We start from the raw sequence: 14519 nt of genomic DNA, 5'->3' as shown, positions 1-14519 counted from the left end.
ACTTTTCAAAACTCAATAAATTCACGTCGTTTGAGTCCTGTTAAATCTAATGTTCCATCTTTTGGATTAGGGATTATTTCCCACTTTTCCATAGTTAATGCGCCAATGACCACATCTATCTTATTTCCATTTATTCTCCCGATGTCATCTATCGGCACTGCCTCCATATCTAATCCTCTGCCTTCAATTTTACCCCATAAAAGACAGAGTTTTTTGACTTCAATTATTCTCCCATCAAATGCAACCTTATACGGCTCCGGGATAATTATTGTCGGGGCACTACCCACAATTTCATTGCAGACATAAGTATGCATTGCACCAGTATCAAACAGTGCCATAACTTCTTTCCCTTCAATTTCGATTTTCTTTACAATTCTACTCATCCCTGTTTCCCCTGAAAATAGCGAATTAGTGAATTAGAGATTAGCGAATTAGTATAGTATCCACAGACTCGTATCCTCTGGTGTAGAACAGATATTCCCCCTTAATAAAGGGGGTTAGGGGGTTGTCTTTCTCCCATTTTCATTGCCCTTTGTGAGCCCTGGCTCATGTCCGTTTCCCCTGAAAATGTAAATTAGGACGCAGATTTTCGCAGATGAACAGGATTAAAATTAATTTTTTATATTGTATTTCTATAGTTATTTCCTTAGAGTTTCTTGATGTTTTTATAGTGCCTTAGTGGTTTTTCTTTAAAATCTTGTAAATCCTGTAAATCTGCGTCCCATTAATTTTCATCGTCGTTTGTGTCCACCACCGTGGACATGCCCGGTTTCTCCTGAAAATAATCCGCAGATTTCGCAGATTACACAGATTTACAAAACTACATTCCCCTGAAAACAGTTTTTTCACGCAAAGGACGCAAAGGTAATTTTTTCCCTTATTTTCCTTTGCGTCCTTTGCGTGCTTGGCGTGAAACTACCAGCTACCCGCTGTTTTTTGCCTTTGGTCTTCGGTCTATAGTCTTTGGTCCTGGTTATTTTTTCCCCTCAATCGCCTTTAATACATTAACCAATGACCTTATTGGCGCACTTAAGACATTAACTACACCGACTAACGGTGCTTTCATTCCCCCTACTACCTGGGCAATTAATACTTCTTTAGGTGGTAACTTGGATACCTGGGTTAGTTCATCAGCCTTTAGAACCTTACCTTGAATAATCCCTGCTTTAAGTTCAAGTTTTTTATATTCTTTGGAGAAATCTATTAAGAATTTAACTGGAGCCACCGGGTCATTTAGACTAAAAGCAATGGCCGTAGGTCCCTGTAGGTATTCACTTAAGGCATCGAGGTCACTTTCTTTAACCGCTCTAAAGATGATGTTGTTTTTTATGATTTTATATTCTATGCCTGCGGTTCTGAATTTGCGTCTTAAATCTGTAATTTCTTTAACGGTTAGACCTCGATAATCTGTTAAAATAGCCGAAGATGTCTTAGATAATTTCTCTTTTAATTCGCTAACCTGTTTTTCTTTTTTAATAATTGCTGGTCGCATTTTATTTACCCCTTTTCAAAGAATTATAATCTTCATTATAGAAAATATATCATCTTTAGCCTTCTTCAAGCAATCTCTTTGTTACCTTTGTGTCAAGTTTTATGCCGGGTCCCATTGTTGTAGATAAAGCGATACCTTTAACATATTGTCCTTTAACCGTGGCTGGTTTTACCTTAAGGATAGCTAAGACAAAATCTTTAAAATTATCATAAAGCATTTCCTTTGAAAATGAAACTTTGCCGATAGCCGAGTGGACTATCCCAAACGAATCACATCTAAATTCAATCTTACCTTTTTTAATCTCCTTAATTGTTTTTCCGACATCAAAGGTGACGGTGCCTGCTTTTGGATTAGGCATAAGTCCTCGTGGTCCAAGGATTTTACCCAACTGTCCGACATCACGCATCATATCTGGGGTAGCGATAGCGACATCAAAATCTAAAAACCCTTTTTTTATACGGTCAATTAAGTCTTCGGCACCAACTATCTCCACACCATTTTCTTCTGCCTCTTTTACCTTTTCTCCTTTAGCAAAAACCGCTATTCGTTGAGATTTACCTGTGCCATGCCTTAGAATTACCGTAGAACGCACCTGTTGGTCAGCGTGTTTTGGGTTGACGCCTAACCTTATTGCTATCTCTATTGATTCATCAAATTTAGCACAGGAGGTTTGTTTAAGCAGGTCAAGTGCTTCATCAATATCATATAATTTTTCTTTATCTACCAGTTTACTTTTTTCTAAAAACTTTTTACCGCAACGAGCCATTTTACTTTATCCCCCTTCTATCTCAATTCCCATACTTTTAGCCGTGCCCATAATCTGTCGTGCCGCCTGGTCAATGTCATAAGCGTTTAAATCTTTAAGTTTCATCTTCGCAATCTCTTTTACTTTTTCGATATTAAGTTTTGCTACCTTTTGTTTATTAGGCACTCCGGAGCCCTTTTCTATCCCCGCGGCTTTAGCTAAAAGGACAGCCGCAGGTGGTGTTTTTAAAACAAAGGAAAATGTTCTATCCTCGTGCACGGAGATGACTACCGGGATAATTAGACCTTCCTGATTGGATGTTTGTGCATTAAACTCCTTACAAAACTCCATAATATTTACCCCTGCCTGTCCTAAGGCAGGACCTACGGGTGGAGCGGGATTAGCCCTTCCAGCCGGTATCTGTAATTTAATCTCCTTAACAACCTTTTTCTTTTTTGCCATATTAGTCTCCTGTAAATGTCTCGCGAAAAGGATGCACACTAAAGCTTGTAGGTAACCGTTCACCGCACAGACAAAAGAGTTTGCAGAGAAAAACACACACCTCTTGAGAGGGGTTAGGGGTGTGTCCTCTTGCGTCTCTGCGGTAAATTATCACCTGAACGGTTACGGAAATTGAATAAATATCGAGTAGCAAGATAGTTTTTTCTCTACTCTCTACTTTCTACTCTCTGCTTTACTTTATCACCCCAATCTTACCTTTCTTAACCGAGCCAAGTTCATCCTTTAAGAAATAGATGTAAATACCTGAGGCAACATCTTCGTTATCTTTATTCTTTAAATTCCATTTAATCTGGCTATCATAGATGTTATCTTTTTGTTTCTCAATGACTAATTCACCGGCTAAGTTATATATTCTTAAAGTAACCTGTTTATCAGTGGTAATCTGCGTAAAGGTTACCTCTTTCCCGTTATAAGAAGGATTGGGATAGACCAGTGCCTTCTCTAAATTATTATATACCGCTGGCACTTTGATAGTTATTTCATCAGGTAATACATCAGGTTGCTGGTCAACAGGTTGTTCCTGACCAATTCTTTCGATAAACTTTGTTTCCCGGTTTTCTTCATCATCAAACTCAAAATTAACTTTAGAATAGGCATCACAAGAAATGACCCTGAATGGCACGGTAGCTAATAATCCTTCATCATCTCTCTCTGGCTCCCAGACTACGACAGCATAATCAATCTTACCTGATGAATTATCTACTTCATTCTTCAGAATATCAGCCTGATGTTTCACTGAACCCCGTGGGAAATCCCCCGGTTGAATCTGGATACCATCTTTGCCGTTATCCGCATCTATTACCTGTAATACCTTTGGATTAAATGACAAGTGTATTTCACCACCAAGGTAGTCTTTTGCATCACGAACATATATCTTAAGATAGATAATATTTCCAACACGCAGTTCATTAATATCTACCCCTGCAAGTGTCTGAAGGTCAAAGGACAACTCTATCCTACCAGAGGTCTTTTTAGTACGAGCAGGCATTGTAGTTAATTCTTTAGTCTTACCTTTTTGCTGCTGTTTACCAAAATTATCTGCAAAGATACCAAAATCACAAATATCAACAACCTTATCATGATTAAAATTTCCTTCTTTGGTTTGTTCCCAATTACCTTCAGGATTACCTTCATAATCACCAAAACTGTCTACAAATCCAGGCCAATCTCCAATATTTACTTTGCCATCATTATTTACATCTCCTGCTAATAGTGTAATAGTACCAATGTATGTAGTATCCTCAAATTGTGCTCGGCTAATACAGATATTGGTATTAGTTGCTGACGATGCACCCCATGTATCAAAAGTAAGGGTATAAGTTCCTACTGGTATATTCTTAAAGATGAAATAAGAATTATTATTAGTCATTGTAGTTGTACCAAGCTCTACAATCCTTACCTGAATATCTGAACATGTACCTAATGTAACTGTCCCCAAATCCAACATGCAAAAACCAGCTATATTACCAAATCGCCTTAATGAATGTGCAGTAAAAGTACAGGGAGACCCACTTAATCCAGTTGAAATAGCATGTACATTATATGTACCTGGAGGTTCTGTACCTAAGGTAAGGAAAGATGACGCTGTACCTTGAACATTGGTTGTGGTTTTAGTTGGGGAGATAGAATATAAAGTTGCACCAGAAGGGATAGAGATAATTTCCCACTTTACCTCTACATCCTGGCAAGGGTTTTCATATTTATCCACTACCTTAACTATAAATGGGTCTTTTAAGGTAAAGGTACAGGTATTAACCTGACCATTTCCTGATACATAAACTAAAGTTGTTGGAGTGCCAGGTAGGATAATCACTGATGTAGTTCCAATAAATCCAAGATATTCCCCTTGAATTGTATATGTATTCATATATTTTGCATGGAAGGTATTAAGTGTAAAAGAGCCACCACCATTTGAAGTAAAGGTAGTAGAGCCAGTAACATCAAGTTCTAAACTTCCACATGATGCAAGGCAGGTATAATCAATAGTTTCATCTGCACGAATCTCTTTATCTTTTGGCTTGATTTCGATACCAGTGATTACCTGATACATAGTCTCTTCTTTCTTAAATGGAATTCCGTTGTTTCCTATATCTAATAGTTTTGTGATACGGTTGGGTCTAGTAAAATCAAATATTACAGTTGATGTACCACCTGATATTGCTTTAAATTTTATTTTACAAATGTCCCCTGAACCAGTAGCAGAGCCAGAAATCAACCCAATGGTATAATCTATCTCTCCTTTGATATTATCATACTTATTCTGCATTACCCAACCATCTGGTGGAAATGTACCTGTCCCAATCTCTTTTACTTCAAGGATATTGGGATTAAAACTAAGATGTAATTCCACACCTCTTAGTCTTTCCACATCCTCTATCTCCACCTGGCAGGTAAATGTTGAATTAACAGCTACATTTTGTAAGGCAGGTGTAATCTTTAAAGTAGTTAATGGAAGAATAATGAACTGTGCCAGAGCATAGGCATTAGTCATCAAACCATGAGCAATGATAGTCGTTGTCCCAATCGGCTGAGAATCTACTGTAAATACTGTCTGAAATTCCCCAGTAGCATAAGTATAAACAGTGGTAATAGTACGAATATTACCAAATTCAATCCTGATCAATTCCGTAGCACCAAATCCATTACCCATTACGGTGACAATAGAACCGATAGTCCCAGAAATAGGGCTGATAAGGGCAATATTTGGCAGGATAGTAAATCCAGCCTTATCCACCAAACCAGTCTGCATCCCTCTAACTGTAATAGTAGTAATGCCGAAAGGTTGGGTATCTATCGTAAATAGGGTAGTAAATTTCCCGTCTGTAGTCGTGGTGCACTGGTTAATGTTTAGTGTGGTGCCAAAATCTATGCCGATTAGTTCAGTTGCTCCAAAGCCGTTGCCCATTATAGTCACAGCCGAACCAACAGTTCCCTGCGTTGGACTTATCCAGACAATATTCCCTCTGATAAAGAAGTATTCATAGTCATAGGCACCTGATGTCATCCCATAACAGCCAATAGGAATGGTTCCATAGGCTTGAGTATCTACGGTAAAGGTAGCAATAAATGTCCCATAGGTATTTGACATTATATTACAGATAGATATAGTTGTTCCGAAATCAACCCGTATAGTATCCATCTTACCAAATCCATTACCTTCAATGGTAACAAAACTTCCAATAGTACCGCTACTGGGTGATACAAATAAAATATGAGGTAGGATACGAAAGTAATTCGAAGCAGTTTTATTAGAACTTAACCCAGTAGCTACAATTGAAGTAGGGCCATAAGGTTGCGTATTTACAATGAAGGAAGTAGAAAACATACCATCGGCGTTTGTTGATACTTCGGTATAATTGTATGATGTCCCAAAATCGATTTTTATTTGCTCTGTTGGATTGTAACCAATACCTCTTATAGATACCAAGTTTCCCACCGTTCCATAAGTAGGTAAAATAGTAATTAGTGCGTATCCTGTATATGTTCCTTTCAGCCAAGGGTCATAATCAATATTGTTAGAGAAGTTAAAAGGAATTGGAAAGGTACTACCCCACCAATTATATTCTGCTGTCTGTGTACCATCTGCCCATAAGTAATAGGTAGTACCTCCACTCCCTATGTCATAAATGTTATTACCTAATATTGATGATTGTGTTTGGGATAGATAAATACCATATCCAAATTCATTCCATGAAAAATTAGCAATTCCTTTAATATCATAAATGTTATTAATCATAATTGATACTTGTCCAGAAACTATGTAAATACCATATCCATAACCTAAACCATAATATCCAACACACTCTCCTTTAATATCATAAATCTCATTATCCATAATTGACAATTGTCCAGAGAGCAGATAGAGACCATATCCATTATTTCTTCCCTTAACTTCGAATATATTAATACCACGAATGATACCTTCAGATAATATATTGGAAAGATAAATTCCGTAAGCATAGCCATTACCTATGATTTTAAAAATCTTAGAGTTTAAAATGGTGAATGGAGATGATGAATTACAAACATATATTCCATAAGAACTACCTTTACTTGTTACTTGTGAAATGTAGTTTTCATCATTAATAAAAACAGATGAGTTAGAAAAGTAAATTCCATAGGCTTCTGATGAGGCAATATTGGTTTCTCCTTCAATTTGAGAAAAATTAGAGTTATTGATATAAGATATGGTAGATGACCCATAAATTCCATAGGCTTTTGATACTCCATACAAATCATTACTACTTCTAATCTTTAAAATATTACAATTACTAATATATACAATACCACCAGAAATATAAATTCCATATCCAAGGGGTTGTCCAAAACGCTCTCCCAGTGCATAAGAAGAAATATTAAAAATATTGGAGTTGACAATGGTTAAGGTACCTGATGAAACATAAATTCCATAAGAAGGAACTTCTACATATTCACCTCCTTCCCAGGTAGCATAAACTTCACAAATATCAGAATTATTAATAGAAATAGAAGATGAAATAATGGAAATTCCATATTTGTAAGTATACCTTACTACACAGTGATCTAGTTTGCTACCTATACTTCCCTCACCATCAAAAATGCATCCACTCCAATCTCCAGCAGTAGGAGAGGTAGATGTTCCATCTCCATTTGTATCTCCTCCAATATCATCCTTTAAAGAAGTAAAAGTGATAGTTCCTGATTCTATACCTTCCGCAATCAACTTACCATACACATTTAATCTTTTACCCGGAGTAATCTTCACTATTACATTAGGTTGAATAGTTAAAGTGGTATTACTCGCTACACTGATTGTATCAGTGGCAACATAGATGTTGCCACTAGTCCATGTTCCATATACATTTCCACTTACTTCTACTACCTCTGCTTTCGCAATTTCTATATTATTTCCTATTCCTATAAATATTAATATCCCTATCAATAAAATTTTTCTTTTATACATTTTCTTTATAAATCCTCCTTTTTAAATTTTATCAATTCTAATTGAATTAAATATTCCCCATTTATCTTTTTCCACTTTATCCCATCATAAATATAGGATCTTTCATAATTATAATATTTACTGACAGGTATATCTAACTTTCCTTCATTTGTAATTTTAAAAATGATACTATTTAATCCTCTTTTTAATAAATAAGGAGGGAATTTAAATCTTATATTATGTATAAATCCATCCGATGATAAAATTGCTGGTGGAGAATCTATCCCATTAATACTACAAATGAAATGTCCATTTCCTTGAAAAATATAATCAAAGGACAATTTCCCTTCTTTAAAAAATGAGATATCATTTATTAAAATGAATTCCTTTTTAAGTTTCATATTAGGTGAATTTATAGAAATTGTTTCTTCCCAAGCACATTTTTCACTATTATCGCTAATAAAAAGGGTATTATCCCTTTCTATATACATTCCATTAGGGTTAATTATACAAAATATTTTAGCATAAACAAATTGAGAATTTACAAATAGAATTGAGAAGATTAATATCCAGAAAGAAAAGAATAGAGAGATAAATCTTCGTTTTTTAAATTTCTCATATAAATAAATGAATAAAACACCCGCAAAGATTATAAGAAAAGGGACCACAGGAAGACGATATCTTCCATTAACCATTATAATCACTACTGAAAAGCTATATGCAAAAATAAAAAAATAAAGTAATAATCCTTTCTTCAACCATCTCTTAAGAGAAAGAAATATTCCAGCAACTCCCCATGTTGCTAATAAACCAAAATCAAGAATAAATGGGCATTTTAATAAAGGAGAGTAAAATTTACCTTTCCCATAATGTACCTGATGAGGTATATCCCATTCTCCCCAGAATAAAAGTATCTTTTTTATGAAAAGTTTTAGATAATCTAGTGGATCTTTTTTAATAAATCTTATCACATCTTCTATATAAACATCATTTATTTTCTTATCACTCTTTTTATTTTCTTCAAGTCTTTCTAAATCTCTATCAAAAAAATCAAACCATCCTGATGAATGTTCGTGATTACCTAACCAAAAGTTAAAAGACCCACTTGTTGTGATTAAAACAAATCTTCCTGAATCAAGGTAATTTTTAATAGTAATCGGAGAAATAGCTGCAAAACAGGCTAAAAGAACAATAGCACATCTTTGTAATCTTCTTTTTATTACATCCTCTTTCAACTCTAATAATATCCATAAAAGAACAAATGGAAGAAAAAGAATAGTATTAGGTTGAGAAAGAGTCGCCAGTCCTAATAACATACCTCCAATGATAAATCTTTTATTTGATTTTTTCTCCCTTGCTTGAAAAAAGAACCAAATAGATGCTACACATAAGAAAGTAGTTAAACTTATTGATAAGAGTACTCCTTCATAATATATAAGATAACCACATAAGGCATAAAGCAAAAGAGAAATTATAGCTACCTTTTCATTGAATATCTTTTTAGCAATAAAATATGTTAATATACCTGTAATAATTCCTAATAATGCCTGGATTAATCTTATAATAAATAGGTTATGTCCAAATAAATAATAATTTAAGGCTAAGAAATAATAATACAAAGGATTATAATAAAATGGACCTTTTATTGGATTACCATGAACTATCTCCATAGCAGCTTTATCATACATTCCCATATCTGTTCCTGGGTTAGGTGAGTAAAATTCGGGATAATTACTTTGCATTTGAAAAAGGTGAATTAATCGAAGAATAAACGCAAAAATGAGTATCCCTGCTATAATATAATTCTCTTTTTTAAATAATCGTTTTCTTAACAAATCTTTAATTATTGATTTTTGAGTTTTTTGATTAATTTTCTTTATTTTCTTTTTCCTCTTACCCATATTATTCCATTTCCTCTATCGTATATAGATATACTCTCCCGCAGATAAAAAATACCACTATCCCACCCACATAATCTATTGGAGTAAATGCCTTTGGCACAATCGGCTCATCCTTTGGAATGAGAAACTTTGGAATTTTAAGATGAACCTTCCACTTCCTCTTTTTCTGTTCTCTGACTTCTGACTTCTGTCTTCTATCTTTCTTCCCCATCTCTTCACCTCATCACTTATCCATTATACCACTACTCTCTTTCCTCTGTCAACACAAAAAAAACATATTAAATTGTCAAAGAACAAAGTTATTGTTTTTTCCTGAAAATAGTTTTCTTTACACAAAGACACACAAAGTTAAAAATCTAATTCTCTAATTCATCTGTGTTTATCTGCGAAAATCTGCGTCCCATTAATTTTCCTCTTCATTTATGTCCACTCGCTGTGAACATAAGTGTTTCATCTTTAGTCAAGTTTTTACAAAATTCCAACTTCTCTTAAAACTGCTGCTAATTTAGGTTGTTGAATCGCATATTCCTTGAGCGCCTTTTCTATCCTTTCTTCCCTTTCCTCAAGTTCCTTTGCCTTTTTAACCGCAGGGGCAAGGGCTGTCCTCCTATCCCAAAGGACAAACCATATTGGGGTCACGAAACTATATTGGGGTCAGATCTCGAAAGCAGAATTAACTATATCTTCTACCTTCTTTTTAAATCCTTTATGGTCGCTCATCTGATTTCTTACTCGGATACTTGCCTTACCTATCGCTGTTGGACTTACTCCAAATATCTCACCTATCTCTTTATTACTCAATCCAGTATGACTATATATAATATATAAATGGCTACATCCCTTTCTGTTTGCAACCATTGTAGTGCATTAGAAAGATTTGCCTCCTTTGTTCGCACAAATAAATGATAATGATTCGACATTAGCACAAAAGCAAATATCTCTAATCCATATTTATCCACACTCTTCTCAAGATAGTCTAAAAATCGATGATAGTCATCTTCAATACGAAATATCTCCTGTTGAGCCACCCCTCTGGACATTACATGATATATTGCACCTTGGTATTGTACTCTCCATGGTCTTGTGGTCTTGCCATAATAACTTTTATAATAACATAATCTTTATCTTTCTCATTTTGTCAAGTTAATTCTGCTTTCGAGGTCTGGTATAATACTTTTATATTTCAAAGATATTAAAAAAGATTTATAAAAAGTCATCCAGACTACCCGATATCTGATATAATAGAAGAGGGTTGTCTTTTTAGACATTGCCCCAAACATTAAGGAGGTAGTCCGGATGAAAAAGCTGACCTTTGTTACAACTTCTCCACTTGATGAAATTCTACTTCGACCGGTGTTATTCTACCGAGGATATTCATCATCACTCTTAATTTTCCTTGTTTTTGGTCTATCTCTCCAACCGTTCCAATAAAGTTAGTAAAAGGTCCTTGAATAACCCGGATGGGTTCGTCCTTTTCAAATTTTAAAGAAGGTTTTAATCTCGAAACTCCTGGTATTGCTCCATGAATAATCTCTTTAACCTCTACTTCACTCAATGGAATTGGTTTATTCTTGTCGCCAACAAATCCAAATACTCCGGGTGTATGTCTGACAATATGCCAGGTGTCATCAGCCATTTCCATTTCTATCAATACATACCCCGGGAAAAATTTCCTTGGGACTTTTCTTTTCTTGCCACCGCGTATTTCAGTAACTTCTTCAGTAGGAATAACAATTTGAGCAATTTTATCTCCCAGTCCCATTGATTGAAGTCGTTGCTCTAAATTTGTCTTTACTTTATTCTCATATCCAGAATAAGTATGAATAACATACCAATTTTTACTCATTCTACCTCCGACCAATAAGCTGGTTAACCACGACAATAAAAATAACATCCGCAAGATAAATATATAAGGTGATAATCAGAACGCAGATAATAACTACCGCCGTAGAACCAATAATTGTTTTACGGTCAGGCCAGGAAACCTTACCTTGTTTTGGATTAACTTCGGTCCAGACCTCATTCAGGAATTTTTTTGCTTTAAAAATTAGTTCTTTTATTTTCTCTTTCACAACTCTCTCTCCCATCAGAAAATATAGTAAGTATTAACCAAAAGTTCACATTAGTATTGTTGATAGTTGATAGTCTATGAAACTATCAACTATAAACTATCAACCATCAACCCTGTTGCTATATCTGTTCTATGAGAAATTTTCGTTAATAACTACTATAAGTCTCAAATCAACGCACTTTGGAACACGCTAAACACATACATTTTAAAGATATTCCCTTAATATCTGTTTTTTGACTTTTGACCTCTGTCTTCTGGCAGGCCCGACAGGACTCGAACCTGTAATCCTCGGTTTTGGAGACCGATGCTCTAACCAAATTGAGCCACGGGCCTGTTACCCAACTACTTCGTTTCCTTATGTAGTGTATGAGTTCTACAAGTTCGACAGTATTTTTTCAACTCAAGTTTTTCTGTATGCTTTTTCTTATTTTTGGTTGTAGAATAATTCCGATTTTTACACTCTGAACATGCCAGAATAATTATCTCTCGTGGCATTTTTTAAAATCTCCTTTTACCAAAATTAAACACAAGAATTTTAATTATACTATATTATCTAAATTTTTGTCAAGAAAATTTTTAAAAAAGATTTTTTTGCCAGAAATTAAGTAGAGTGGAAATGTAGTTTTAAGATATGATGTAATTTATTTCCTTCTTGCTGCCTCTCGTAATTTCTCTTTAATGGGTTTTTGTGGCGTAGGGAAGTAGACATCACTTAAGACATAATTTGGGTCTAATTCTTGAATTAACTTCCACTGAGCAATTGCCTCATTAAAATTAGCCTTTTTGTAATACACATCTGCTAAGTTATCATGGAAGAATGCTACCACTGGCTCAAGGTCAATTGCCTTTCTATATGCCTCAATCGCTTCATCCAATCGACCCAGGTAATAATAAGCAAGCCCTAAATTATTGTAGGCATTAGAAGCATTTGGTTCTAATACAGTTACCTCTTGATATTTGACAATTGACCGTTCCAATAAGTCTAAACTATCTGTATCTCTCTTAACCGTGAGGCAATAAAATGCCCGATTAAGTAAGGTATTCCCAAACATAAAATAAACATACGGAGTAGTCAATCCAAATTCTATGGTTTGTTGATAATCTACCACCGAGCGCCAATTATAATCATTTGGGTCTCGATAATCTCCTGCGGCAAAAAAGGCATTCCCTCGCCAATAATAGAAAAGTGGATTATTGGTTTGGAGCCGAATCGCATTATCAAATTCACTTACCGCTAAAGAGATTTCCTCTTTTTCCAAATAAGCCTGACCTAAATAAAACGAAACATAAGGTTCACTTCCATTTAATCTCTTTGCCTTACTTAAATGTGTAATCGCCTTATCTACATTTTTTAGTTTGATATAAACCTGTCCTACTTTAAAATTGGCATCAAAATTTTTGTCATCTAACTCATCTGCTTTTAAATAGGCTTTCTCTGCCTCTGTCCAATTTTCTCTTTCAAAATAAATATCACCTAAAAGTAAATGAGACTGTAAATATTCAGGTTTAATCCCGATTGCCAGCCTAAGTTCATCAATCGCTTTAGAAGAATTCTTTTGCTTATAATAACTCTTCGCTAAAAAGAAATGATACTCCGGATTTGACGGGTCTAATTCAATTGCCTTACTAAATTCCTTCTCCGCTCCTTCAAAATTACTCTTAAAATACAACTGATAGCCTGTGTCAAATCTCTTTTTTGCCTTTTCTTTTGTCTCTGCCAGCGTCTGGGCTGAACTTATTATTGGTGCGACCAAAATAAAAATCATAACCCATAAAAAGAGAAACTTTATTCCTCTCATTATCTTTCCCTCCTCATTCATATTAAAATTTTAGTAATTATTTACCCCCGTGAAGTGAGACAGTAAATTCACGAAGCACTGGAGCTTATTTTTTACCTTGCTCCCTGAACCTAACAACCATTGCCTGTTGTTTCACTTCAGATGGCTAAATAATTACACATTATTATAATTAGCTTTTCTGAAGATAATTATAATTAGAATATATTTTACACTTTTTCTTTAATTTTGTCAACATTTTTTTTAATTAAAATTAAAAAAAATCAAATTGCGGGATAAATAGACTGGGATTTTTTGTTGACATAGGATAAAATTTGTGATAGAATATCTTCAGAATGGCTAAAAATGGATACACAATCTAAAAACAGTCAAAAAGCAAATTCCTATCAAGGAGGTGACTTTAATGGGTATGAGTGTAGCTCAAGTAGGGATACCAGATGAGGTTCTTGCTGTTCTGGGTACTACAAAGTAGCAGTTTTCTCAAAAATTAAAGGAGCTGGCTGCTTTAAAATTGGTAACCGTTCAGGGATATAGCCACAGAGTCACAGAGAACACAGAGGGAATATATAACCACGAATGAACACGAATAATAAAAAGATTTGTAGTGCGAGACGTTAGCCTCGCTTCTGGCAAGCAGGAAAGCGAACCTAAAGGTTCGCACTACATTTATCGAATGTCAGAGGTTAATTCGTGTCCATTTGTGGCTAATTTCTCTAATTCTCTGTGAACTCTGAGCCTCTGTGGCTGAACGGTTACGAAAAATTAGAGTAAAATAGAAATGGAGGTGAAGGTAGATGCTGGCAGTTAAAGGAATTTATGATGGAAGCACTGTTCAACTTTTAGAACAGATTGATCTAAAAAAACGTAACCGTTCAGGCTATATATCAAAAGTGTAAGAAAGGGGATAAGGAGATAAGAGTGATATGGAGATAAGATAATAGAATATAGATTGAAATTTATAGAAATAGGTAGAAATTGATTGTGGAAAACAACAAATTTCCATAAATTTCTATTACTCGATGTTCAAGTTTTTGGATAGGACTCAATATGATAGAAGTTTTTGGCACGAAT

At 34.8% G+C, this 14519-nt stretch carries 15 protein-coding genes and 1 tRNA gene; all 16 read right to left on the bottom strand.

Annotated elements, in window-relative coordinates; genetic code table 11:
- Positions 1-5 precede the first annotated feature (5 nt).
- Positions 6-383, bottom strand: a complete 378-nt coding sequence (locus AB1422_01855; GenBank protein MEW6618091.1) for a hypothetical protein — start codon at positions 381-383, stop codon at positions 6-8.
- A 590-nt stretch (positions 384-973) separates the two neighbouring features.
- Positions 974-1492, bottom strand: coding sequence for a 50S ribosomal protein L10 (rplJ, locus tag AB1422_01850; GenBank protein MEW6618090.1), 519 nt, complete (start codon positions 1490-1492; stop codon positions 974-976).
- A 55-nt stretch (positions 1493-1547) separates the two neighbouring features.
- Positions 1548-2258: a 50S ribosomal protein L1 gene (gene rplA, locus AB1422_01845; protein MEW6618089.1), complete on the bottom strand. Its 711-nt coding sequence runs from the start codon at positions 2256-2258 to the stop codon at positions 1548-1550.
- 6 nt (positions 2259-2264) lie between these two features.
- Positions 2265-2699 (bottom strand): 50S ribosomal protein L11, encoded by a 435-nt coding sequence (rplK, locus tag AB1422_01840; protein ID MEW6618088.1) that lies wholly within the window; start codon positions 2697-2699, stop codon positions 2265-2267.
- Between the two features lie 232 nt (positions 2700-2931).
- Complete coding sequence (locus tag AB1422_01835; GenBank protein MEW6618087.1) at positions 2932-7701, bottom strand: T9SS type A sorting domain-containing protein; 4770 nt, start codon at positions 7699-7701, stop codon at positions 2932-2934.
- 5 nt (positions 7702-7706) lie between these two features.
- Positions 7707-9581 carry a glycosyltransferase family 39 protein gene (locus AB1422_01830; GenBank protein MEW6618086.1) on the bottom strand — a complete coding sequence of 625 codons (1875 nt, stop codon included), beginning with the start codon at positions 9579-9581 and terminating at the stop codon, positions 7707-7709.
- Position 9582: 1 nt separating this feature from the next.
- On the bottom strand, positions 9583-9792 hold the full coding sequence (locus tag AB1422_01825) for a hypothetical protein (GenBank protein MEW6618085.1): 210 nt from the start codon (positions 9790-9792) through the stop codon (positions 9583-9585).
- Positions 9793-10049: 257 nt separating this feature from the next.
- The gene (locus tag AB1422_01820; GenBank protein ID MEW6618084.1) at positions 10050-10220 is read right to left on the bottom strand and encodes a hypothetical protein; all 171 of its coding nucleotides are present in this window, start codon (positions 10218-10220) and stop codon (positions 10050-10052) included.
- Between the two features lie 15 nt (positions 10221-10235).
- On the bottom strand, positions 10236-10382 hold the full coding sequence (locus tag AB1422_01815; GenBank protein ID MEW6618083.1) for a hypothetical protein: 147 nt from the start codon (positions 10380-10382) through the stop codon (positions 10236-10238).
- Positions 10379-10633 (bottom strand): transposase, encoded by a 255-nt coding sequence (locus AB1422_01810; protein MEW6618082.1) that lies wholly within the window; start codon positions 10631-10633, stop codon positions 10379-10381. The genes AB1422_01815 and AB1422_01810 overlap by 4 nt, the downstream gene beginning before the upstream one ends.
- 263 nt (positions 10634-10896) lie before the next feature.
- Positions 10897-11427 (bottom strand): transcription termination/antitermination protein NusG, encoded by a 531-nt coding sequence (gene nusG, locus AB1422_01805; protein ID MEW6618081.1) that lies wholly within the window; start codon positions 11425-11427, stop codon positions 10897-10899.
- A gap of 1 nt (position 11428) precedes the next feature.
- Entirely contained in the window at positions 11429-11653 is a 225-nt protein-coding gene (gene secE, locus AB1422_01800; protein MEW6618080.1) for a preprotein translocase subunit SecE, read from the bottom strand.
- A gap of 254 nt (positions 11654-11907) precedes the next feature.
- A tRNA-Trp gene (locus AB1422_01795) sits at positions 11908-11985 on the bottom strand.
- A 9-nt stretch (positions 11986-11994) separates the two neighbouring features.
- On the bottom strand, positions 11995-12147 hold the full coding sequence (gene rpmG, locus AB1422_01790; GenBank protein MEW6618079.1) for a 50S ribosomal protein L33: 153 nt from the start codon (positions 12145-12147) through the stop codon (positions 11995-11997).
- 146 nt (positions 12148-12293) lie between these two features.
- Complete coding sequence (locus AB1422_01785) at positions 12294-13451, bottom strand: tetratricopeptide repeat protein (protein MEW6618078.1); 1158 nt, start codon at positions 13449-13451, stop codon at positions 12294-12296.
- A gap of 874 nt (positions 13452-14325) precedes the next feature.
- Positions 14326-14451, bottom strand: a complete 126-nt coding sequence (locus tag AB1422_01780; GenBank protein ID MEW6618077.1) for a hypothetical protein — start codon at positions 14449-14451, stop codon at positions 14326-14328.
- Positions 14452-14519 lie beyond the last annotated feature (68 nt).

Source organism: bacterium (assembly GCA_040757115.1).
In the GTDB taxonomy this organism is placed as follows: domain Bacteria; phylum UBA9089; class CG2-30-40-21; order CG2-30-40-21; family SBAY01; genus JBFLXS01.
Note: the sequence above shows the minus strand (reverse complement) of the source record. Positions and strands in the feature narration are given on the sequence as shown.